At 37.7% G+C, this 21,245-nt stretch carries 23 protein-coding genes and 4 pseudogenes; 4 read left to right on the forward strand and 23 right to left on the reverse strand.

Annotated features, from left to right (window positions below):
• Positions 1-205: 205 nt before the first annotated feature.
• Positions 206-1,030, forward strand: a complete 825-nt coding sequence (locus ACXVWB_RS06250; RefSeq protein WP_289902168.1) for an alpha/beta hydrolase — start codon at positions 206-208, stop codon at positions 1,028-1,030.
• Between the two features lie 44 nt (positions 1,031-1,074).
• Here the strand turns inward: ACXVWB_RS06250 and hslO are convergent, their stop codons facing one another.
• From hslO to ACXVWB_RS06325, 15 genes and pseudogenes are all read right to left on the reverse strand, one after another.
• Positions 1,075-1,941 (reverse strand): Hsp33 family molecular chaperone HslO, encoded by an 867-nt coding sequence (gene hslO / locus ACXVWB_RS06255; protein ID WP_049381434.1) that lies wholly within the window; start codon positions 1,939-1,941, stop codon positions 1,075-1,077.
• A gap of 198 nt (positions 1,942-2,139) precedes the next feature.
• The gene (locus ACXVWB_RS06260) at positions 2,140-3,261 is read right to left on the reverse strand and encodes a porin (RefSeq protein ID WP_049381432.1); all 1,122 of its coding nucleotides are present in this window, start codon (positions 3,259-3,261) and stop codon (positions 2,140-2,142) included.
• A 165-nt stretch (positions 3,262-3,426) separates the two neighbouring features.
• The gene (gene rfaC / locus ACXVWB_RS06265) at positions 3,427-4,380 is read right to left on the reverse strand and encodes a lipopolysaccharide heptosyltransferase RfaC (RefSeq protein WP_178161709.1); all 954 of its coding nucleotides are present in this window, start codon (positions 4,378-4,380) and stop codon (positions 3,427-3,429) included.
• The gene (locus ACXVWB_RS06270) at positions 4,377-5,282 is read right to left on the reverse strand and encodes a DMT family transporter (protein ID WP_289902130.1); all 906 of its coding nucleotides are present in this window, start codon (positions 5,280-5,282) and stop codon (positions 4,377-4,379) included. The genes rfaC and ACXVWB_RS06270 overlap by 4 nt, the downstream gene beginning before the upstream one ends.
• Positions 5,279-6,322 carry a lipopolysaccharide heptosyltransferase II gene (waaF, locus tag ACXVWB_RS06275; RefSeq protein ID WP_289902131.1) on the reverse strand — a complete coding sequence of 348 codons (1,044 nt, stop codon included), beginning with the start codon at positions 6,320-6,322 and terminating at the stop codon, positions 5,279-5,281. Before waaF ends, ACXVWB_RS06270 begins: the two co-directional genes overlap by 4 nt.
• A gap of 98 nt (positions 6,323-6,420) precedes the next feature.
• On the reverse strand, positions 6,421-7,344 hold the full coding sequence (gene rfaD, locus ACXVWB_RS06280) for an ADP-glyceromanno-heptose 6-epimerase (RefSeq protein ID WP_128786752.1): 924 nt from the start codon (positions 7,342-7,344) through the stop codon (positions 6,421-6,423).
• Between the two features lie 52 nt (positions 7,345-7,396).
• Entirely contained in the window at positions 7,397-7,900 is a 504-nt protein-coding gene (locus ACXVWB_RS06285; RefSeq protein WP_128786751.1) for a protein disulfide oxidoreductase, read from the reverse strand.
• Positions 7,901-7,974: 74 nt separating this feature from the next.
• On the reverse strand, positions 7,975-8,184 hold the full coding sequence (locus ACXVWB_RS06290) for a hypothetical protein (protein ID WP_289902132.1): 210 nt from the start codon (positions 8,182-8,184) through the stop codon (positions 7,975-7,977).
• Positions 8,185-8,309: 125 nt separating this feature from the next.
• Positions 8,310-8,504, reverse strand: a pseudogene (locus tag ACXVWB_RS06295) (N-acetylmuramoyl-L-alanine amidase); the annotation flags it as partial.
• Positions 8,505-8,610: 106 nt separating this feature from the next.
• Positions 8,611-8,754 (reverse strand): hypothetical protein, encoded by a 144-nt coding sequence (locus ACXVWB_RS06300; RefSeq protein WP_172621990.1) that lies wholly within the window; start codon positions 8,752-8,754, stop codon positions 8,611-8,613.
• A gap of 232 nt (positions 8,755-8,986) precedes the next feature.
• Positions 8,987-9,487 carry a toxin gene (locus ACXVWB_RS06305; RefSeq protein ID WP_128786749.1) on the reverse strand — a complete coding sequence of 167 codons (501 nt, stop codon included), beginning with the start codon at positions 9,485-9,487 and terminating at the stop codon, positions 8,987-8,989.
• A gap of 3 nt (positions 9,488-9,490) precedes the next feature.
• Complete coding sequence (locus ACXVWB_RS06310) at positions 9,491-9,853, reverse strand: helix-turn-helix domain-containing protein (protein ID WP_128786748.1); 363 nt, start codon at positions 9,851-9,853, stop codon at positions 9,491-9,493.
• Between the two features lie 157 nt (positions 9,854-10,010).
• Positions 10,011-10,238 (reverse strand): annotated as a pseudogene (locus ACXVWB_RS06315) (Mor transcription activator family protein); the annotation flags it as partial.
• Positions 10,239-10,458: 220 nt separating this feature from the next.
• Positions 10,459-10,740 (reverse strand): virulence factor, encoded by a 282-nt coding sequence (locus ACXVWB_RS06320; protein ID WP_128786747.1) that lies wholly within the window; start codon positions 10,738-10,740, stop codon positions 10,459-10,461.
• Between the two features lie 80 nt (positions 10,741-10,820).
• The gene (locus ACXVWB_RS06325) at positions 10,821-11,066 is read right to left on the reverse strand and encodes a hypothetical protein (protein WP_289902133.1); all 246 of its coding nucleotides are present in this window, start codon (positions 11,064-11,066) and stop codon (positions 10,821-10,823) included.
• Between the two features lie 507 nt (positions 11,067-11,573).
• Between ACXVWB_RS06325 and purT the strand changes: the two are divergent.
• A pseudogene (gene purT / locus ACXVWB_RS06330) lies at positions 11,574-11,714 on the forward strand (phosphoribosylglycinamide formyltransferase 2); the annotation flags it as partial.
• A 199-nt stretch (positions 11,715-11,913) separates the two neighbouring features.
• Here the strand turns inward: purT and ACXVWB_RS06335 are convergent.
• The 7 genes and pseudogenes from ACXVWB_RS06335 to ACXVWB_RS06365 form a co-directional block, all read right to left on the reverse strand.
• A complete protein-coding gene (locus ACXVWB_RS06335; protein ID WP_289902134.1) occupies positions 11,914-12,375 on the reverse strand; it encodes a hypothetical protein in 462 nt (153 codons plus the stop codon).
• A gap of 31 nt (positions 12,376-12,406) precedes the next feature.
• Complete coding sequence (locus ACXVWB_RS06340) at positions 12,407-12,856, reverse strand: hypothetical protein (protein ID WP_289902135.1); 450 nt, start codon at positions 12,854-12,856, stop codon at positions 12,407-12,409.
• Positions 12,857-12,858: 2 nt separating this feature from the next.
• Complete coding sequence (locus ACXVWB_RS06345) at positions 12,859-13,308, reverse strand: toxin C-terminal domain-containing protein (RefSeq protein ID WP_289902136.1); 450 nt, start codon at positions 13,306-13,308, stop codon at positions 12,859-12,861.
• A 137-nt stretch (positions 13,309-13,445) separates the two neighbouring features.
• Entirely contained in the window at positions 13,446-14,390 is a 945-nt protein-coding gene (locus tag ACXVWB_RS06350; protein WP_289902137.1) for an Imm49 family immunity protein, read from the reverse strand.
• 634 nt (positions 14,391-15,024) lie between these two features.
• Positions 15,025-17,071, reverse strand: a pseudogene (locus tag ACXVWB_RS06355) (hemagglutinin repeat-containing protein); the annotation flags it as partial.
• Positions 17,068-17,304: a hypothetical protein gene (locus ACXVWB_RS06360; protein WP_369866753.1), complete on the reverse strand. Its 237-nt coding sequence runs from the start codon at positions 17,302-17,304 to the stop codon at positions 17,068-17,070. The gene ACXVWB_RS06360 and the pseudogene ACXVWB_RS06355, both read right to left, overlap by 4 nt.
• A gap of 227 nt (positions 17,305-17,531) precedes the next feature.
• Positions 17,532-17,789 carry a PfkB family carbohydrate kinase gene (locus ACXVWB_RS06365; protein ID WP_354669543.1) on the reverse strand — a complete coding sequence of 86 codons (258 nt, stop codon included), beginning with the start codon at positions 17,787-17,789 and terminating at the stop codon, positions 17,532-17,534.
• Between the two features lie 151 nt (positions 17,790-17,940).
• Between ACXVWB_RS06365 and deoR the strand changes: the two genes are divergently transcribed.
• Positions 17,941-18,675, forward strand: coding sequence for a DNA-binding transcriptional repressor DeoR (gene deoR / locus ACXVWB_RS06370; protein WP_128786739.1), 735 nt, complete (start codon positions 17,941-17,943; stop codon positions 18,673-18,675).
• Positions 18,676-18,714: 39 nt separating this feature from the next.
• Positions 18,715-19,389, forward strand: coding sequence for a deoxyribose-phosphate aldolase (deoC, locus tag ACXVWB_RS06375; protein WP_128786738.1), 675 nt, complete (start codon positions 18,715-18,717; stop codon positions 19,387-19,389).
• Positions 19,390-19,454: 65 nt separating this feature from the next.
• Here the strand turns inward: deoC and proS are convergent, their stop codons facing one another.
• Positions 19,455-21,170, reverse strand: a complete 1,716-nt coding sequence (gene proS / locus ACXVWB_RS06380) for a proline--tRNA ligase (RefSeq protein WP_289902140.1) — start codon at positions 21,168-21,170, stop codon at positions 19,455-19,457.
• Between the last annotated feature and the right edge of the window lie 75 nt (positions 21,171-21,245).

A 21,245-nucleotide genomic window follows, 5' to 3' on the forward strand; every position in this document is an offset into this window, starting at 1 on the left:
AATTGCCAGAAAAAAAATGTTAACTAGATCAAATTTTTGAACATTCATTGAAAATTTCTACCTATTTTTAGGGTGTTTTTGGGAGCCAAGATGAAGTGCGGTTGATTTCACCTTTACTTTTACTATATAGTGATAACCATTCTCAAATTAAGACCGGATAACCATGTTCTCATTTCTGCGTTTACCCTTTTTATTTTTCCTGCTGATGTGTACGCAAAGCGCGCAAGCTGAACCCGATTTTAAAATTCCACCTATTCAAGAAAGCATGAAAAAAATGTATCAAATTCAACAAAAAGATTTTACTTTTGAAAGTAAGCATTATCGTTTGTTTATTGCTGTTCCACCGAAAACGTCGAAAAAACTGACCGCACTTTATACGCTAGATGGTAACGCTCAATTTCCAATCGCAGTGAATGCGGTCAATCCTAACAAACCTCTCCCTCTTATTGTCGGTATCGGTTATGTATCTGATAAAGCTTACGCCATTGAGGAACGTACAAGAGACTACACGTTTCCGGCTGAAGGTGCTGAATTTGCCAAAGGAGGGAAAGCTGCCGATTTTTTACGTTTTATTCAAGAAGATGTTAAACCTTACATTGAGCAGCATTTCAATATAAATAAAGAAAAACAATATTTCTTTGGTCATTCTTTTGGGGGATTATTTGGATTGTATGTGCTCTTCCATCAACCAGATTTATTTCAACATTACACATTGGCAAGCCCTTCCCTTTGGTGGGGAAATGGCTCATTTTTGCCTCAAAATGAATCTTGGATTAGCCAAAAACCATCACATATTTTGATTACATTAGGCTCTTACGAAGAACATCCTGAACAGGATCCTAATATCACTGAAGAGCAATTACAGCGTATTAATCAACGGAAACAAATGCGAACAATCAATGCGCATCAACTGGCGGGAATATTGGAAAAACAAGGAAATTCCGTGGCGTTTATTTCCATTCCCAATAAAAACCACGGTGGCTCAATTCCTGACGCAATCAAACATTGCTTGGAACAAGTGCAACAATAAAACATCCATAAAAAAATGCCCGTTATCATGAACGGGGATTTTTCTTATTGTGCTTGTTTGAGTTTATTGATTGCTTCTTTATTGAAGAAGTAATGCGTGCCACAACATTCACACTGCATATCAATGCTGCCTTTATGCTCTTCTAAGATTTCCTCAATTTCAGCTTCTGGAATCAGTAATAATGCTGCCCCTGAACGCTCAGGTGAGCAACCACAGAAGAAAGAAACTGATTGTGGTTCAAAAACTTCCACCACTTCTTCGTGATATAAGCGATAAAGCAATTCTTCTGCGGGTAATCCAAATAACTCCTCATCTTTTACGGTTGCAGCTAACGTAGTTAAATGCTCAAAATCCTCTGGTGTACCTTGGCCATCTGGCATAATCTGTAGCAACATTCCTGCAGCAACTGGTTTGCCTTCATATTCACCCGTGCGAATAATAAGCTGAGTTTGTAATTGTTCTGAACGAACAAAATAGTCTTCTAAACATTCCGTAATCGTTGGTTTATCTAAACCGATAACGCCTTGATACCGCTCACCTTCAGTTGGAGCAATCGTAATCACTAATACGCCTTTGCCGATCATATCATGAAGGCTCATACCGTCTTGAATATCGCCTTGTACACGTGCTAATGCACGGATCTGTTGTTGGTCATTACCATTTACTAAAGCTAATTTTAATGGACCATCACCTTGAATTTGAACAGTAATATTACCGTTAAATTTTAATGTTGCAGTCAATAAATTAGTCGCCACCATCATCTCACCTAATAAGTTTTGTACCGCTTTTGGATAATGATGAGTATTCAACGTATCAGTAAAAGTTTGATTTAATCGCACCCATTCACCACGCACGGCACGGTTTTGGAAAAGGTAGCGGTAAAGTTTGTCATTGTCTTGAGTGTAATTCATTATTTGTTCCTATTTATTCTTTGAGTAAAAAGCGCGGTCAATTTTTCGAATAAATCGTAAACATTCAAAAAAGATGTCATTTTGTTACCGCACTTTGCGCCTGAGCAGTATTATGGGGGTGAAAATCAAAATTACAAGCCAAAAAGAAAAGCGGATAGCTTTCACTATCCGCTCACTTTATAAAATTAAACTGATAAATTACCAGTATGCACGTAAACCGATAACAGTTTTGAAATCACGGCTACGATCAAGCTGTTTACCTGCGTCATCAAAGGTATTCTCGTATTTAGTACGAGTCGCTTGCCATTCAATGAATGGTTTAACTTTTAATGAACCTTGATTATACACATAGTATTCAGTACCCACTAAGAATTGGCGATCTGTTGATTTGGAATATGCAGAACCCACAGGTAACGTTTTCTCAGTTTTATAAGAATACATTGCATATACGTTCCAGTCTTCATTTAAACCTTGGCGAATTACTGCGGTTACTTCATTATTTTTTACCTTGTTACCTGCGCCATCTTTATTTTTAGTATCTTTGTGAGCAAAGTCTAAACCATAAGTAGTGTGAACAAAGTTATATGCTAAGCCTAAAGCATAAGCATTGCTGTAGTATGCTGTTTTGTCAGCATTTTCAGAAATTTCACGAGTGAAACCTGCTGCGACAGTTACATTTTGGATACTATCAATTTCATGATCAAAGATAAGACCTGTACCCCAAGTGTTTTTACGGTTATTTTTTAAATCTACGTTTTTGATGTCACGTTTGCTTGAACCGCCATAGTACGCACCAAATTTCACTTTATTTGAGCCGTAGTCACCATTATAAACATATTGTGCTACACGACGAGCTGAAGTCTCTAATAAACCATCAGTCAAGCTATAAGTATTTGCTAAATCACTTTGTGTTACTTCATCAGTGATAGTTACCATGTTACCGTAAGTTAACTCACCGAATTGTTTGTGGCCAAAACCAGCATAAAGTTGACGAGTATAAACATGGTCAAAATCATGTTGTGAAGGCGCTTCACCACGCATACGCCATTCCGCACGACCTAAAGCATAGAAATCGCCACCTAAACTTTGTTTTAATTTAAAGCCAAAACGTGAACCATCGTTATCAACTGCATGGTTGATGTGCTCTTTGCTTTCACCGCCCGCTACATAGTTAGTTTTGTTAGAGGTGCTTTCCCATTTAACACGTAAAGAACCGTAAAAATCAACATCTGTACCAGTTTGGTCAATGTGGAAGTTATAAGCTTGTGCAGAACCTGCTGCTAATGCCGCTACAGATAAAGCAAGAAGTGTTTTTTTCATAACGCTTTCCCTATTATTTAATGAAGTTTATTAAAAAATTGAACTTTTTGCAGTTTATACACTACAACCTAAATGGTCAACCCTAAATTTTTCTAACTATCAGAAAATAGGCAATATTTTGACTAAAATCAATCCAGATAAATACATATTCGATTATTTTATCGCCTATTTAGTTAATAAATTAAGCGCAGAAAATACTTGGTCTGAGGTAATATTTTCCATTGAATTCGCTGTTAAATAGTGCTGATTTTGACCATAACAGCCAATTAAGGTCGGATCTGTTGCGCCATAAAGCGTAATATTTGGTTTATCCAGTGCGGCTGTCAAATGGGCAAGCCCTGTATCCACGGACACCACGGCTTTCGCATTAGCTATTTGGTCAGCCAATTCATTCAATGAAAGTTTAGGTAAAACGACCACATGAGATAAACCTGTGGCTAATCGCTCTGCTCTCGCCTTTTCTTTTTCATTCCCCCAAGGTAAACGGACTTGAATAGAAAGTGTGGTCAGTTTTTCGATTAAATTCCGCCATTCTCGTTCTGACCAATGCTTTTCATCTCTTGTTGTAGAGTGAAAAAAAATCACGTAAGGTTCAATAGAATTTACGGAAATAAAATGACGTGCAATGCCATAATCCCCTTTTTCTATCGGCAACGGATAAGATAGTGCTTGAGCAAAAAGCTGACGAATACGTTCTACCGCATGTTGTTGATAAGAAATCACATATTTTTTATCGTAAAACAAGGAAGCTATCGGCTCACGGATACTTTTGCGGTCATAGCCATGTTTGACACCATTGGCTAAGCGTGTCGCAAAAAAAGCGCTCTTAAAAAGCCCTTGCGCATCAATCACAGCATCATATTGATTGGCTTGTAATAAAGTGCGGTAAGATTTCCACTCATTTTTGGTCTGAGCCGAAAAAGGCGATTTTCGCCAGCGTCTTAAGGCAATTGGAATGATTTGCTTCACTGCCGAATGCCAACGTGGAATTTCGGCAAAATTCTCTTCCACCACCCAATCAATGGAGAGATTAGGAATAGCACGCTGTGCATCAGTCAATGCCGGCAAAGTATGAATCACATCCCCCATAGAGGAAGTCTTAATCACACATACTTTCATTTAATTAACCTTCTTCCCCAGTGCATAATTCCAAGTCCAGATACGGCTAAAATGCCTCCAATAATTAAGGAGGAATCCACTTGTTCATTCAACCAAACGGCTGAGAATAAAATCCCTAAAATCGGCACTAGAATAATATAAGCAGAGGCATTACCTGCGCCTAAGTATTTCACCCCATCAAAATACCATGCATAGGCTAATACCGTTGCACCAAATGCAAGACCAAGTAAACTAAACCATTGTGGTCCATTTAATTGAAGTACGGTTGCCCAATCTTCTGCATTTTCCGTCCATAACGCTGCCAACGTCAGCATGAAGAAACCAAAAGTGGAAGAAATTGTGGTCGCGGTAAGGGAATCTATTCCAATTAATACCTTACGCGCCAACAAAGTATAAGCAACCCAGCAAACTAAAGCACAAAGCAATAACATTTGACCGAATCCAAAATTTTGTAAGAGATTAGTTGGATTCCCTTTTGTCATGGCTAATAGGGAACCGCTAATTGCAATAATCATGCCTAATACAACCCAGCGATTCCATTTTTCTTTAAATAGTAAAATAGCAAAAAACATCGTAAAGACTGGATTCGAAGCAACCACCATCGTTCCTTGTCCTGCAGGCACGTATTTCAAGCCCCAAATAAAGAAAGTCGAATAACCAAAAATCCCAAGCAAAGCCGTTAATAATAATCCAAACCATTGGTTAGGACGAAGCTTTCTCACATAAATAAAGCGATTAGCCACATACAACCAAATCAACAATGGAATAATCGCGAACAAAAATCGTAAACTTGAAGCCACAAATGTCGGCATGGCTTGGGCAACCACTCGTCCCCAAGGCCAAGAGGCGCCCCATAAAATGGCCATTCCGATTAATTGTAAGTGTATGCGTAGAGGGTTCATTTTGCTAATAATGCCTCTAATTTTTCTAATGCCATTTCTGGCGTAATATCAATCAAACTTTGATGATACCCTTCCGAGCTATCTGTACTTTTACGCACCTTAATTAAATCGCCTTCAATTAAACGAATAATTACAGCTTTATCAGATAATGGTGGCGTATAAGTTGGGCTCGTTGGGCCATAAAGTGCAACCAATGGACGATCTGTCGCAGCAGCAATATGCATTAAGCCGCTATCATTGCTCACCACTGCCGTACAGTTAGCGATTAAATCCACAGCTTGATTCAGGTTAGTTTGTCCCGCTAAATTTAAACAAAATGATTGTAGCTCGGCAGGTAATGCATTGCGAATTTGCTCTCCTGATTCCACATCTTTTGGTGAACCAAATAATTCTACCGCATAGCCTTTTTCAATCAGCATTTCTGCTAACTTAGCATAATGATAATGCGGCCAACGTTTAGCTGGACCAAATTCAGCCCCAGGACAGAACCCGATAATCGGACGTTCGCCTAAAAGTGCGGTCTGTTTTTCAAATGTTTTTAAGGTTTCTGCTTGTTGAGTTGACTCAACGGTTAAATAAGGTTTTAGAACAGGAATATCAGCCGCTTTCGGTACCGCATTTTGCTCAAAAGCTAACGCGACATAACGTTGCACCATCATAGGATAATCACGTTTATTATTGCGTAAATCGTTAAGCAAGAAATAACGGCTCTCCCCTTTCCAGCCTCGACGTACCGCAATTTTTGCAAAGGCGGGAATAAAAGCTGACTTCAAGGAGTTTGGTAATATGATTGCCATATCATATTGATTGCGCAATGCCTTACCTAAACGATAACGTTCACACAAGGCAAACTTGCCGTGTCCAAGCGGCATTTCAATAGCATGACGCACTTCTGGCATACGGGCTAAAAGCGGTTTACACCAATTGGGTGCCATCACATCAATTTGGCAATTTGGATATTGCTGTTTGAGTTGTTGATACAAACTGTGCGACATCATCATATCGCCGACCCAAGATGGGCCGATAATTAAAATATTCATGCTTGACCTTATAACAAAAGTGCGGCTAAAAATAAGATTAATTTTAACCGCACTTTATTCATTTTCTAGTATTGAACGACATTATTTGTTCAATATTTTTATTTATTTAACCACACCATGTACTCGGCCACACCTTCCGCTACGGTTTTAAATGGTTTGTCGTAGCCAGTTGCGCGGAGTTTCGTTAAATCTGCTTGCGTATATTCTTGATAGCGAGATTTCAAATGCTCTGGGAATGGAATGGTTTCCACTGCGCCTTTACCGTGGAATTTAATTACCGCTTTCGCCACTTCAGCGAAAGATTCTGCATTGCCGGTACCACAGTTAAAGATACCCGAAATACCATTTTGCCAGCACCAAATGTTGACTTGTGCCACATCACCTACATAAACGAAATCACGGCGGAAGTGTTCACTGCCTGCAAATAATTTTGGATTTTCGCCTTTCAAGATTTGGTTATTTAAGTGGAATGCGACACTCGCCATTGAACCTTTGTGACCTTCACGCGGACCATACACGTTGAAATAACGGAAACCACATACTGGTGATTGCGCTTCAGGTAAAATCGCACGCACATATTGGTCGAACAAGAATTTAGAATAACCGTATACATTCAACGGGCCTTCAAATTCACGCTCTTCACGGAATTCAGTTTTGTCGCCATAAGTCGCTGCACTTGATGCATATAAGAACGGAATTTGACGATCTAAACAGTAATGCAATAACTCTTTTGAATATTCGTAGTTATTATGCATGATGTATTTGCCGTCCCATTCAGTGGTCGCTGAACAAGCCCCTTCATGGAATACTGCATCGATATCACCTAAATCATCACCGGCAATAATTGACGCAATGAAGTCTTCTTTATCACAGTAATCTGCGATATCAAGATCCACTAAGTTAATGAATTTAGTCCCGTCTTTTAAGTTATCCACCACTAAAATATCTTTGCGTCCCATATCGTTTAGCGCTTTAACGATATTACTGCCGATAAAACCGGCGCCACCTGTTACGATAATCATAATTCTGTCCTCTTTAAAATAAGTCTGTGTATTGTAATAGATTTTGTGCCGCTTAGCCAAAAAACTCTGTGAAAAACAACCGCACTTTTAAGCCCCAGTAACTTGTCCAGCCTGTTGTGGCCAAATCCATTTTTCCTTTGTTTAAAATAATAATGGTCGGCGTCACATTCACCTGCCATTGATCCGCAATTTTGCCTTGAGGATCATTCACCGTTGTAAACTGATAGTGATGGGTTTGTAAATAATCTTCCACGTCCTTATTTGACCCTGAACGCAGCGCGACAGAGACTACCGGATAGCCTTCTTCTGAAAGTGAATTAATCGCTGGCGAAGTATAACGACAATAGCCGCACCAACTTCCCCAGAAATAAATGATCGTCGGCTTAGCTTGATCTAATTGAGGTAAAAAGAAGGCATTCCCCTGTAAATCATAAAGTGCTGTCGCATTGATTTCAGGTGGAATATTGGGTTTACGAATAAAATCGAGAATACTGCTCACGATAATTAACGTCAGCAGGAGCGAAATCGCATTTTTTAATAAGGTTTTAATTTTCACAATAAAATTTCATGAGCTAGGATAAGTGGATTGTAATCGATTAGAAAAGTGCGGTCAAAATTACAGATATTTTGCTATAAATACGTTAAACGTTTATGTACGTTATCGTGATTGTAACGAAGCTGTTCAAACATGTAGTCGGAACTGAGCCAGCGTTTACGATCGGTAAATTTTGGATCAGTTTCCACCAGATAGCCGTTCGGAGCATCTGGGTTGATTTTATACAGGCTGGCCTGTGGTAAACGCACTTCTGTCAAATGGGTTTTTACCATTGGCATGGTCATACTAGATAAGTCTTGAGGATCAACTTTTTCAACGGCGGTCTGTAATTTAGCGATGACCTGCCCGGAACTAATCACATTATGGTTATTTATGGTCGGTGTCAGTGTAATTTCGGTATGTTTGCCGATACATAGTGATAGCTTAGGTGTTGCAAATGTGGATTGAATTGTTTGGCTAACACGGGGCTACGCTTAAAACCGCGTTGTTTATGCCATTCGTCGATACGTTGCGCGGTGGTTTGTATTGCCGTGCGTAATGATTTGCCGTTTTTTGTGGCGGAACAATGGATCACGATTTTGGTGATAGGAAGTGATAGAGATATTTCTTTAAACCTCTTTAATATTACGTAAAGAAATTTTAAGAAATAATGGTGGGTTGCTATATTAAAGGAGTTTAAAGAAAAAGGCTGTCATAAGACAGCCTTTGAATTAATGGTTACGATATTTATCCATTGGGATCTCAATGCGGAAAACACCGCCGTGAGGATGATAAATTCGCTTACCTTTTTTAGTGATATATGGAGTAAAAATCACTGCCACCTGTTCACCATTAGGGTTAGTTTCAAATACCATTTGAAGCCTCCTATATTGTTAGGAGGGCGTATTTATTATTGTAATTTGAGAGAAATATCTCATTTTACAAACTTAATCCTTGCGAAAATCTATTAAAAGAGTAAAATTTCGCATTGCTTTCAGGTTAAGAAAATCAGTAACGCCCTATGGAACTGATTTTTTTGCTTACTATTTAATAAAGTACTGCAATACTTTACTAAATCTTATAAACCCAGTCTTTATGATTGGGTTTTTACATTTCTAGCCGACCGAAATCTAGTGAGATTTGTGTAATTGAGTACCCCATTGCTTCTAAAATAATTTCTGCAAAGGTGTCTGCCTGCCATTCGGGATCTTCATTGATTGTAGGTGACTCGTCTGCTTTGTGTAAATAGGCTTGGTGCATTAGAAAAACGTGTCCGAGTTCATGCAACACAATTTCGAGTGAATCTTTATCGCCTTTACAGGCAAGAATATAGGTATTTTCAGGAATACGAATGGTAAACTCGCTTGGGCTGAAATGCCCTTTGGTGAAGTTATGGGTAAGTTCCTGCCATTCGGTCTCTGACAGGATCTCAAGATTGACAATCGTTGCCACATTTTCCAATACATCATCAAAGCGTTGGCGTGCTTTATTCCATTTGGTAAATTTCAAATGCTTAGCAAGAGGCAACGCCATTTTTTCAATTTCATTTCTGGTCATTGGTTTTACTCGTAAGCCGTTCATTTCGTATAATAAACTTTGTAAACTCATCCATTACTCTCCCTTTTCTGAATGGATTTCTTTTAATAATTCGGCAAATTTGGTGAGTTGCTCTGCGGTCATCGCAGATTTGGCGAAACCTGCTACCATCATTTGCTGTTGTAATGGCAAACCTTCTACAGGAATAGCGTCATTAGAAATATGGGCCAATTCTTGCAAGTCTTCAGTTTGTACGTTTTTGTCTTTAAAGTAGTTAGCAATTTTTTCTACCCATTCAGTCGGGACTTTTTTACGACCGGTTTCCATTCCGCTTAAAAATGCTGGACTGGCTCCGATAGTCTCTGCCATACTAAGTAGTGTTTCACCGGCATCAATCCGAGCTTTGCGGACTGCTTTGCCGAATTCTGTAAGTGCCATAGTTTTATCTCCTTGTCTCTCTTATTTCCCAATTTTAAGCAATTAAATAAGAAAGTCAATAAATTATTTTTTAGTTTTTGATTTTTCATTCACCTATTTGGTAAATGCAGAGTTATTAAAAAACGTCCTTTCGGACGTTTTTTCTAATTTTTAGCGGTTATGCGTTACCGAACATATCAAATTGGCGTCGGGCGATTTCTTCTTTTGTGATTTTTTTCACTATCTGATAAATCCACTGCATTGATACGTTGTATTTTCGTGTGAGTTCACGGTGATTTGTATCTTTGAACTCGTTAAAAATCTTCCGGTCGCGTTCGTTTAGTAATAAAACAAGATTACGAGGGATATAAATCACCTCACCGCCCCAGCATTGCGCGATATGGTTTTCCCCAATAAAAAAGGCTCTACATCACGTAAAGCCCCGTTTCATAAGGTTTTGAACCACTTATTCCCGCTTATTACAACCAAATCCCTATTTCTTTGTTTATTTCTCATATTAAGTGGTTGGATACAGCCGTAAAATATAGCCCGACCCGACCCAAAGGGAGGGGAAGCACCAAATAAAAAAGCCCTAGTAAATAACTAGGGCTTAGATATAGCTTTAATTACAATGCAGGAGCTAGATCATTAAGCTCTTCTATTCTCAACATTCTAATATCTGATACAGATGGCTTGAACCAAGAATAAGACTGAGAAAGTTTTTGAGCAGCCAAAACACATTTAACCGCTGTCATATCTGCACCACCAAAATAAACACTACCTTGTTGATGATCAAAGCCTTCTGCTTCTAGCACTTTTTTTACATCACCGTAAGCATTCTGCCAACTTTCAGTAGGGTATAGCTCTTTTAGCATTGCAGTATCAAGATCGAAAGCAATAGCATACATATTAAAATCCTCCGCTCATTATTTTGGAACATAAATTGTACAATACAGAACATAGCAGTACAAGAAAATTAAAATTTTCTTTATTGTTCGCCGCTTTTTATTTCTTTTGGATATTCAAAAAAATCAGGATTTTGATTTTTTTGAGCAAATAAAAGCTCAAAAAGAGCGTATAAAATACGGTGTGGAACAGGTCGAGAATTTGGCTTACCGCTTTTCCGTCGCCAGCTATGAATGTTGGCTTTAGTCACTGAAAAGCCCTTTTCTTCAAGCAACTTAACCTTGCATTTCACCCGCGAATTTTGGATTCTCTTGAAGAGCACGCGCATAAGCCTCATCCCAATCTTTCAACGAGACCACAACATTATCATAGGTTTTCTCTGGGTTTGAGATAGCTTCCCATAATGGATTTAGTTGGTGATTTTCCTCTAAATAGCAAGCTGGAATAATTTGTCCTTTATGCTGAATAACTGAGTTTGCACTGTGGCATTGTCATTGATTCAGCATCAAATGTTATCAGCACCGCTTTAGCCGGCAGACCGGCAGCGGAAGTGGTGGCTTCAGGATTATCACCTGCGGTGAATAATCAAATTAAGAAAGCAACAACAGATGCAAAAGGCAATGTGAATACTGCCCTCAATTTGACTGCTCATGCACTTTGGGGCGCAGTAGAGGCTTATGCGGGCAATCGTAATGTTGCTGCTGGTGCTGCGGGTGTACGTTTTAATTGTTCAGCTTCATCTTTAATAATGATATTTTGTGTATTAATACCACTTTTTGTTGTGCTAGATTGGCTATCGGAATCTTTACTATACACCAATGCAGGGTTTAGGTTTAATAGTAATATTCGCATTTTCGGCAAAGGCGAAGTCAATGGCCATCGCCGTTTAGGTGTGTTACTCGCTCGTGATATTTCTGTAGAAAAAGCATTGGAAAAAGTAGAGCGAGCTTACGCGAAGTTGGATGTGAAATTATAAGGTTTTCTTAATATAAGCATCGTTGAAAATACAAAAAGTGCGATAAATTTTCGAGAAGTTTTAAAACTCTTTGAAAATTGACCGCACTTTATATTAAACACCTTAAATATAGAATTTTTAAATAGTTTAAAAGCTAGAGATAACCTAATATTAAAAACTTAAATGATTAGATATACTTCTGACCCCATATATTTCTATTCTAATATGTAGGTAATTGATATATCACACTCTCTACAGTACCTTTAGGATATCTAATTTCACTAAAAGAATCTCCATTATCTACACTATAAAATAAGCGCTCAGTATCCCCTGAATATGCCATACATAAATAAAGTGTATTTATATTTTCATAACCACCCAGCTCTGTTGTATCAATTAGAAAAACATTAGGTAATTCTCCACTATGCCATTTCATGGCATTAAATTCAGTTTCACCAAAGTCTTCATTTGTACAACCGCCATAATAATATTTATTAATAAATGAGTCTTTTAAATTAAAAAATACTGTACCTAAGGTATAATTATCATAAGAATCATTATTTTCAGGATATAACCTATTACCTACTCTTATTTTAATATTACCGTACACATAATCATCAATTGAAAAACTCTCATTCCAATAAACTCCAAAATCCTTTTTATTACTTTCAATTGACCTCATTACTTACCCTAAAATTATTAGGATCAATTAGTCAAATTGAACCGATAATACTATCATAAAAATCAACTACATCTTTTGTTTTTACTATCCATTCAGATATCTTAAAACCATCTTCATTTAAGACCTCTCGTTTATTTACATATTCATTGATTTTAGACGAATCAAACTCTGGGAAATCATCTACAAATATGATCTTATTTTGAACATAAGAAACTTCTCCATTATAATAAATAATCCATGTAGAAATGAAATTTAAAGATTCTGGCTCATGCATAGATGTAATAAGTACAGAATGTTTATTTTTTTCTATCCCATCAGCTATAGATGTAGCCCAGCTATTTTTATATTCTTCAATACCCCAATAGTCTATTGGAATATGTAATTCTTCTACATATTCACCTAAAGAGATCGAAGCCAAAATATGCATTCCATATCCATTATCAAAAGATGTATCTTTATCTTTAAAGAAAATACCAAACATTATTAATCCTTAATTCTTTTTAAATCCTTGTCATAAGTACCAAGTCTATTTCCTCTTCGATCAAAAATTTTCCAACCATCGGAAACATTATGACCATCAACATCTGGGGTAATATAATTTTTGCCATTCCAATAAACATCTTGCCCATGGGAATTAAATGGCGCTTTTTGAGGAGGGATCCTATGTCCATATCCAAGCTTTTCTGCTGCTTTGTCAACAGTTCTATCTCTCGCAAATAACGCATTATCTTTCCAATCCCCAACCTGACTTTCACCGCCCACCAAAATATGGCTGTCTTTATCATTCGTTACCGTTTGATTTCCACCTGTGTGAGTCGGTAAATTATAATCTGCTGGATACTCAATACCTCCAGTATGATTAACAAAGATTCTTGGATCAACTACAGGTTTACCACCATATGTTGTAGTCACTAAACTTGGATCAACTGGCATATATCCGCCATCCGCATTCGGAAATTATAAGATTTACTTAAAGATAATCAGCTCTGAAAATATAAAAAGTGCGGTCAATTTTTGAAAGGTTTTAAAACTCTTTGAAAATTGACCGCACTTTTATTATCATTCCCGACCTATCTACCAAACAGCGAAGCCCAAAATCCTTTTTTATTTTCAACGTTCTTTTTCTTCGCTTCTTCCATTCTTTGTTTGACATAATTTACCCAAACTTGATGGGGTGCATCAAAATCAAATGATTTCATAAAATCATAAGGAATTTTATATTCTGCTAATGGATTTATATCAATCAATTCTTTGGGCGCTATAGGGCTATCAATACCCAAATCAAAACCGTGGATTGCTGCGATTTTGGCATACATTAAAACTTGCGGTTGCAAGTAAAAATCAAAATGTAAAAGTGTGTCTTTGGCTGCTCGTTTCGCAAACTTAAGTTCGAGTAATTTATCTAAAGCCTCTTGCATTCCTTTTATATTTTTATCCGCTAGTGCCACATAAAATTCATGATCGGGAATGCGCTTTAAATCACTACGGGCTTTTTTCTCATCATTTAAGAACGTGAGTGAGCGTTCTTTTAATAATTGCCAATCTCCACTTAACGCCAATAAAGTGTTCGCATTAAAAAAAGGTCTCGTATCAGTTCGTTTATAGGGGACTGAAATATCCACAATTTCATCACGATGTTTAATTGAATAATCAATCAACTTTTGGTTATCTGAAAGTAAACTCATAAAAAAGAAATTTGTATTAATCCCGTTGTATGCCCATTGAAAATCATATTTAGACAGAATCCCCAAGAAACCAGCAATAGAAGCATTTTCTTTAAATCCTGAAATATTATTTTCTAATAAATACTTAGAGGCTAATGCACGATGGAAATCATTTAAATAATGAATTAAAGAAAAAACATTACCTGTAAAATTATCTATAGGAGCTAACGTTGAAAATAATTCTTTATGATTAAATTCAGTATATTCATCTACTCTAGCCAGAGTAAAATTCTTTGCTTCATCATAGCTTTTAGCAATCTCACTACCTAAAAATACCTTATATCTTTCCATATTTACACCTATTACGATTAATTCTTATTAGGAATTCTAACTGGTAATAACACAACCTTACCATTTGATTTATCTACGCCAGCTATAATTGTTTTAATTGATTTACCATTCCGCTCTGCATTTTTTATTGCTAACTTAGTTGGATCATTATTAGGTAATTGATCCAAGACTGCATTTATCCATTCACTTGACAATTGGTTTGTTTTGCCTGCCCCTTTCGAACTCACCTGAATTGCCCCATTAGTTTTTATTTGTTTACTATCAATAATGACTACAGAGCCATCTTTGCCTACTAACACATGATCAAAGCCATTATTTGAGCCATATTTTCCGCCTTGTAATGGTTCATAACCTGAACGTTTTGCTAAATCATGAATTAACGACTCTGTTTTTCCACCTTTAATATCACCATTTTTGACAATATCATCGATTAAAGCTTGCTCAGCTTTACTAGTCGCTTTTATTTCACAACTTGCTCCACAAACTTTAGTGCCATTGATAAATCCTTTATCAGTTGATACAGCGATATTATCCACTTCATTAATTACTCGATTCAAAACAGTGTGATTAACTACTCTATTTACTTGATTTTTAGTAAAATCAACTACACCGTTTTTCAGTGCTCCCATTGGCTTAACTAACGCCAATCCCGCACCACTTAGAACAACTCCTCCTGTTGAAACACCTTTCATTTTACCTTGGCGGTAACCTTGCATTTCACCCGCAAGTTTTGGATTTTCTTGAAGAGCACGCGCATAAGCCTCATCCCAATCTTTCAACGAGACCACAACATTATTATAGGTTTTCTCTGGGTTTGAGATAGCTTCCCATAAAGACACTACGGTATCATCTAAATTAACAACTGCATCCGCTGTTTCTTTAACACTATCAATTTGACCCTGAGCTTCTGCAAGCTCTAGACCTTCTTGATATTCTTTAGCTTTATCCTCATCTCCATTGAATAAAACCTTGGCATACATTTCAATGTTTTGCTTACGCTCATCACTAGGATGAACGTCATCAGCCATGCTGTTATTCTCCACTGAATCTTTTGCTGTTTTAGCCGCAATAATCGCCCCATCAGAGCTATCTGATAAAGTACCACCAGCAATACCTGCGGCTACCTGGCTTAAAGAAGATACCGTACGTTTTTCTTCTTCGCTAAGCTTTTCAGGTGATTTATTATAAAGTGTCGAGGCAAGGAAATGAGCCGCAACCTCTCCGCCTGCTGCACCCGCAGCACCCGCAGCAACATTACGATTGCCCGCATAAGCCTCCACCGCGCCCCAAAGTGCATGAGCTGTCAAATTGAGAGCCGTATTCACATTGCCTTTTGCATCTGTTGTCGCTTTCTTAATTTGATTATTCACCGCAGGTGATAATCCTGAAGCCACCACTTCCGCTGCCGGTCTGCCGGCTAAAGCAGTGCTGATAACATTTAATGCCGAATCAATGACAAGACGTTGACTTCCACCTGTTTCCCATTCTTTGGCTTCGCGACTCGCTGTCTCAAAATTATCTCGTGCTTGTTTGACTAAAGCGCGGTTCGTTTCGTTGTTGTTTTCTGCCTTGGCTTTTTCTGCTTCTTCTAACGCAATTGCGGCTTCATGACGTTTTGCTTTCGCTTCTTCACCAAATTTATTAGCAAGCAAACTTCCTGCTTCCGCGACATTTGGTCCAAATTTCTCTGTCACCTCACGTTGGAAATCAAGCTCTTTTTGAACATCATCTTTATTAAAACGATTCTCTAATTTGCCACTTTGGCTTTGTGCACTCTCTGTAGTGATATCGGTTTTAATCGCCGCAATTTCTTCTTGTACCGTTTTGCCTGTACGTTTTAATTGCTCAGCTTCATCTTTAATAATGATATTTTGTGTATTAATACCACTTTTTGTTGTGCTAGATTGGCTATCGGAATCTTTACCATAGCCCATGCCATAAGAGAATTGGAGAGACTCCTTGCCTTCAGCCAATTTCTTGGTGTTCTCTTTTCCATCTACTCCTTTAGAATTAACGGTTGTGTTGCCATTTTTATCAGTATAAAGCAGATTACCATCTTTATCTGTGGCTTGTTTTGTACTTTGAGCCTCACCATTTTCACCAAATGGTGTTTCAAAGTTAGCTGACACACTGCCACTTACACCAAAACTGCTGCCACTATAATTTGAGTGATTTTCAATATCTGAATGTGTAATGCTGCCAGTGCTAAAATGGTTTTTACCATCTGCTTCTGCCTTTTGTGTAGAGGTAATCAATGCACCTTTAAGATCGGTATGCTTATTAACATTAATATCATAGCCTTCATCTCCGGCATAAATTCCTGCCTGTTCATTCACACTCGCATGATCAGCATTGATTTTTGATTTATTGAAACTACCACCTGCAGAAAAACCATAGCCTACTGTCGCACTCCCACTCACGTTCATTTGTTTGCCTTTGTATGTGGCGGTGTCTTGCAAACTCTCAATATTCAGGTTTTCCGCATCCAATTCAACACGTTTACCCTTCACTTGACTGCCTGCAAGAGTGACATCACCACCTGCATTAATCACGGTTTTACTTTGACTATCACCTACATGACTTGCAACATAAGTGGTTTCATCACCATTGCCATAGCCTTTTCCGGAATTACTGCCTAAAGTAGCCCCAGCAGCCTCACCATTACTCACTTTAATGGCTAATCGACGAGACTAATACGATGGACAGAGTAACAGGGCATTTCGTGGTTTGATAATGTCAACCTTTCATTATTGGTGGTATCTAAACGTACATCAGATTGAGATTGCAATATTTTATCTTGTGCTTGTTGAATCTGTTGCTGTCGTTGTTGTTGCGTTGCATCGATTTGATTTAAACGAGAGAAGTTTTCAGTTTGATTAGCAAAAAGAGAATTAGGAAGGCAGGCAAATATCATTACCGAATAAATATGCTGATGAACTACTTTCACATTTGTACCTAAGATGACAAATTTTATTTGATTAATTTTATGCTATTTATAATTTATTATCAAATACTCGCTGAATTTAAAATGCTTCAATTAAATAATCTTATTTATTTTAAACATTAAATTAAAAAAATAAAGCAACCCATTGCTGAGTTACTTATGTATGAAAGTAACATGAAGAAATCGGGATGCCGTGATTACTGCAAATTCTGTGCTCGAATGTTGGAATATCGTTGAAAGTTTTTTAGTGTGTTATCAGCGAACAAATCATCTCCAACTTTTGTTAACATCATCACATTCGATCCTAACTTAGCAGCAGCTACTGCTTGATTAGCACCCTTACCTCCACATCCTATCTTGAAGCTAGGAGCTTCAAGTGTCTCACCCAACTTAGGCATCCGATCTATATATGTAATCAGATCAACCATATTTGAACCAATAACTGCAATATCCATACGACCTCCATTTCAATTGTTAATAAAGTAACATTTTGTTTAAGAAATAGTATAATCACCAATAAATGTTAAAAAAGTGACAAATATCACAGTTCTAGAAAAAATTTTTATGATATTATTAGAAACAATAAAACTATAACCATATATCACCATGGACAGAAAAAACAATTCAAGAATAAAAAGCTTAGAATTTATACTAAGAACAATGAGCTCTATAAAATTAAGAGACGCCGCCAATATACTAAGTGTATCTGAAATGACTTTAAGAAGAGATTTAAGTATTGAAGGATGCCCTTTAATTCTACTAGGTGGTCATATAGTCAGAACCCCTCAAAATCATCATGAGGCTAACTATCTTATTTTTGAACAAGAAACTAAGAATTTAAAGGAGAAAATGACTATAGGTAAAGCAGCAGCAGAACTTGTTGAAAATGGCGATGTTATTTTTTTTGATTGTGGTTCAACAATCCCTTTTATTGCATCACAAATAAAATCAGATATAAAATTTACTGCACTTTGTTGTTCTCTAAATACATTTACAATTTTGCAAGAAAAAAGTAATTGTGAAGTAATACTAGCAGGTGGTTCATACTCTAGTCACAACTCCTTTTTCACTCCAATTAATAACTCAGAAATAGAATCGATACTTACAACTAAAGCCTTTATTTCTGCGGCAGGAGTAAGCGATGAATATGGTGTTAGCTGCTTTGATTATGATGAAGCAAAAGTAAAAAAAGTAGCAATGAAAAAAAGTAGAAAAAATATATTGGTTTTTGATCATACAAAAATAAATCAAGTAAAAAAAGCATATATTGGAGATTTAAACCAATTCGATTTACTGATATGTGATAAAGAATTACCTAAAAATTTTTATGAGAAAAAATAATTGTCCTTAATGAGACATAATTAAATCAGGAGAAAAAATATGGATAGTAAACAATTAGCACAATATATTGATCACACTGCCCTTACTGCTGAAAAAACAGAACAGGATATACTTAAGCTTTGTGATGAAGCCATTCAGTACGGTTTTTATTCAGTCTGTATTAATTCAGGTTATATTCCGTTAGCCAAAGAAAAACTCGCTGGCTCAGATGTAAAAATTTGTACAGTAGTCGGTTTTCCACTTGGCGCTAACTTATCCTCAGTCAAAGCGTTTGAAACCCAAGAAGCCATCAAAGCGGGTGCGGGTGAAATCGATATGGTGATTAATGTCGGCTTGATTAAATCAAATAAATGGGATGCTGTAAAAGAGGACATTCAAGCTGTCTTAACCGCTTGTCATGGTGTGCCGCTTAAAGTGATTTTAGAAACGTGCTTACTCACCAAAGAAGAAATCGTAAAAGCCTGTGAAATCTGTAAAGCGCTAGGTGTGGCATTCGTTAAAACCTCAACGGGTTTCAATAAAGGCGGGGCAACCGTAGAAGATGTGGCATTAATGAAGAAAACGGTAGGCAACATTGGCGTAAAAGCCTCTGGCGGTATTCGTGATACTCAAACCGCACTAGCGATGATTGAAGCAGGCGCTACACGAATTGGTGCAAGCGCAGGCATTGCAATTGTAACGGGGGTTTCTGGTAATACCTCAAGTAATTACTAACCTATAATAAAAAAGGAGATTGAAGTGTATGACCCAATCTCCTTTTTAAATCATCAAAGACTCAATTAAGCTTTAATTTGTCCTTTCAAGAAATCTAACAACTGATCTTTTGCAATCATTTGTTTTTCACCGGTACGGCGATTTTTGTATTCGATTTCGCCATTTGCGAGATTTTTCTCACCAATCACCACCATGTGTGGCACGCCGATAAGTTCCATATCGGCAAACATGACACCTGGACGCTCTTTACGGTCATCAAAGATCACCTCAACGCCTTGTGCTTGTAAAGTGCGGTACAATTCTTCGGCATATTCTTGAACGCTTTCAGATTTATGCATATTCATTGGTACAACGGCAACTGTGAATGGCGCAATTTCATCTGTTGGCCACACAATACCGCGTTCGTCAAAATGCTGTTCAATCGCTGCAGCCACCACACGTGTTACACCAATCCCGTAACATCCCATGGTGACGACCATTGGACGACCATCTTCACCTTGAACGGTCGCATTCATCGCTTCTGAGTATTTTTTACCTAATTGGAAGATATGGCCTACTTCGATACCACGTTTAATCAATAAGGTGCCTTTACCATCTGGGCTTGGATCACCTTCAACCACGTTACGAATATCCGCCACTTTTGGTAACGCTACATCACGCTCCCAGTTGATATTGAAGTAATGTTTACCATCAATGTTTGCACCCGCACTGAAATCAGACACTAATGCCACTGAACGGTCAATAATCACTGGAATATTGAGATTAACAGGACCTAATGAACCCACACCTGCACCAATTTTTGCTTTGATGGCAGCTTCATCCGCAAACTCAAATGGTGAAGCCACTTCCGGTAATTTTTCCGCTTTGATTTCGTTTAATTCATGGTCACCACGAATGACTAATGCCACTAACGGTTGATCTTCGCTTGCCCCTTTTACAATCAAGGTTTTAACCGTTTTCTCAATTGACAAATTGAATTGTTCCACCAACTCTGCAATTGTTTTTGCATTTGGTGTATCAACTAATTCCATCGCTTTCGTTGGTGCGGTGCGCTCACCAATTGCCACCGCTTCCGCTAATTCAATGTTTGCAGCGTAATCAGATTCCGTAGAGAAAATCACATCATCTTCACCGCTGTTTGCTAACACTTGGAATTCATGTGATGCACTACCACCGATAGAACCGGTATCCGCTTGTACGGCACGGAAATCTAAACCTAAGCGATTGAAAATATTACTATAAGTCTGGTACATCACATCATAAGTTTGTTGTAAGCTCGCATGATCCGCATGGAAAGAATACGCATCTTTCATGATAAATTCACGTGAACGCATGACACCGAAACGAGGACGCACTTCATCACGGAATTTGGTTTGAATTTGGTATAAATTGATTGGAAGTTGTTTGTATGATGACACTTCGCGACGAACTAAATCCGTAATCACTTCTTCGTGTGTTGGACCTAACACAAAGTTACGGTTTCCGCGATCCTCAAAACGAAGTAATTCTGGGCCATATTGTTCCCAACGACCTGATTCTTCCCATAATTCTGCTGGTTGCACGACTGGCATTTTGATTTCAAGTGCACCACTTTTATCCATTTCTTCACGAATGATTTTTTCTACTTTACGAAGCACACGCCAGCCGGTTGGCATCCAGTTATAAAGACCTGAAGCAAGAGGGCGAATCATCCCCGCACGAAGCATTAATTGATGGCTCACAATGGCCGCTTCAGCTGGGGTTTCTTTTAATGTTGAGAATAAATATTGACTTGTACGCATTGAATTAACCTTAGATTCTAAGCATTGAGAAAAAATTGGTGAGAGTATAACAAAAAGTGCGGTCATTTTTAACCG

It is taken from the genome of Haemophilus sp. SZY H53 (assembly GCF_054332375.1).

Coding starts and splice junctions, on each gene's coding strand:
- ACXVWB_RS06250 (WP_289902168.1), top strand. CDS start 206: ATGTGTACGCAAAGCGCGCAAGCTGAACCCGATTTTAAAATTCCACCT.
- hslO (WP_049381434.1), bottom strand. CDS start 1,941: ATGAATTACACTCAAGACAATGACAAACTTTACCGCTACCTTTTCCAA.
- ACXVWB_RS06260 (WP_049381432.1), bottom strand. CDS start 3,261: ATGAAAAAAACACTTCTTGCTTTATCTGTAGCGGCATTAGCAGCAGGT.
- rfaC (WP_178161709.1), bottom strand. CDS start 4,380: ATGAAAGTATGTGTGATTAAGACTTCCTCTATGGGGGATGTGATTCAT.
- ACXVWB_RS06270 (WP_289902130.1), bottom strand. CDS start 5,282: ATGAACCCTCTACGCATACACTTACAATTAATCGGAATGGCCATTTTA.
- waaF (WP_289902131.1), bottom strand. CDS start 6,322: ATGAATATTTTAATTATCGGCCCATCTTGGGTCGGCGATATGATGATG.
- rfaD (WP_128786752.1), bottom strand. CDS start 7,344: ATGATTATCGTAACAGGTGGCGCCGGTTTTATCGGCAGTAATATCGTT.
- ACXVWB_RS06290 (WP_289902132.1), bottom strand. CDS start 8,184: ATGACCATGCCAATGGTAAAAACCCATTTGACAGAAGTGCGTTTACCA.
- ACXVWB_RS06300 (WP_172621990.1), bottom strand. CDS start 8,754: ATGGTATTTGAAACTAACCCTAATGGTGAACAGGTGGCAGTGATTTTT.
- ACXVWB_RS06305 (WP_128786749.1), bottom strand. CDS start 9,487: ATGAGTTTACAAAGTTTATTATACGAAATGAACGGCTTACGAGTAAAA.
- ACXVWB_RS06310 (WP_128786748.1), bottom strand. CDS start 9,853: ATGGCACTTACAGAATTCGGCAAAGCAGTCCGCAAAGCTCGGATTGAT.
- ACXVWB_RS06320 (WP_128786747.1), bottom strand. CDS start 10,740: ATGTATGCTATTGCTTTCGATCTTGATACTGCAATGCTAAAAGAGCTA.
- ACXVWB_RS06325 (WP_289902133.1), bottom strand. CDS start 11,066: ATGCGCGTGCTCTTCAAGAGAATCCAAAATTCGCGGGTGAAATGCAAG.
- ACXVWB_RS06335 (WP_289902134.1), bottom strand. CDS start 12,375: ATGAGGTCAATTGAAAGTAATAAAAAGGATTTTGGAGTTTATTGGAAT.
- ACXVWB_RS06340 (WP_289902135.1), bottom strand. CDS start 12,856: ATGTTTGGTATTTTCTTTAAAGATAAAGATACATCTTTTGATAATGGA.
- ACXVWB_RS06345 (WP_289902136.1), bottom strand. CDS start 13,308: ATGCCAGTTGATCCAAGTTTAGTGACTACAACATATGGTGGTAAACCT.
- ACXVWB_RS06350 (WP_289902137.1), bottom strand. CDS start 14,390: ATGGAAAGATATAAGGTATTTTTAGGTAGTGAGATTGCTAAAAGCTAT.
- ACXVWB_RS06360 (WP_369866753.1), bottom strand. CDS start 17,304: ATGATATTTGCCTGCCTTCCTAATTCTCTTTTTGCTAATCAAACTGAA.
- ACXVWB_RS06365 (WP_354669543.1), bottom strand. CDS start 17,789: ATGGATATTGCAGTTATTGGTTCAAATATGGTTGATCTGATTACATAT.
- deoR (WP_128786739.1), top strand. CDS start 17,941: ATGGACAGAAAAAACAATTCAAGAATAAAAAGCTTAGAATTTATACTA.
- deoC (WP_128786738.1), top strand. CDS start 18,715: ATGGATAGTAAACAATTAGCACAATATATTGATCACACTGCCCTTACT.
- proS (WP_289902140.1), bottom strand. CDS start 21,170: ATGCGTACAAGTCAATATTTATTCTCAACATTAAAAGAAACCCCAGCT.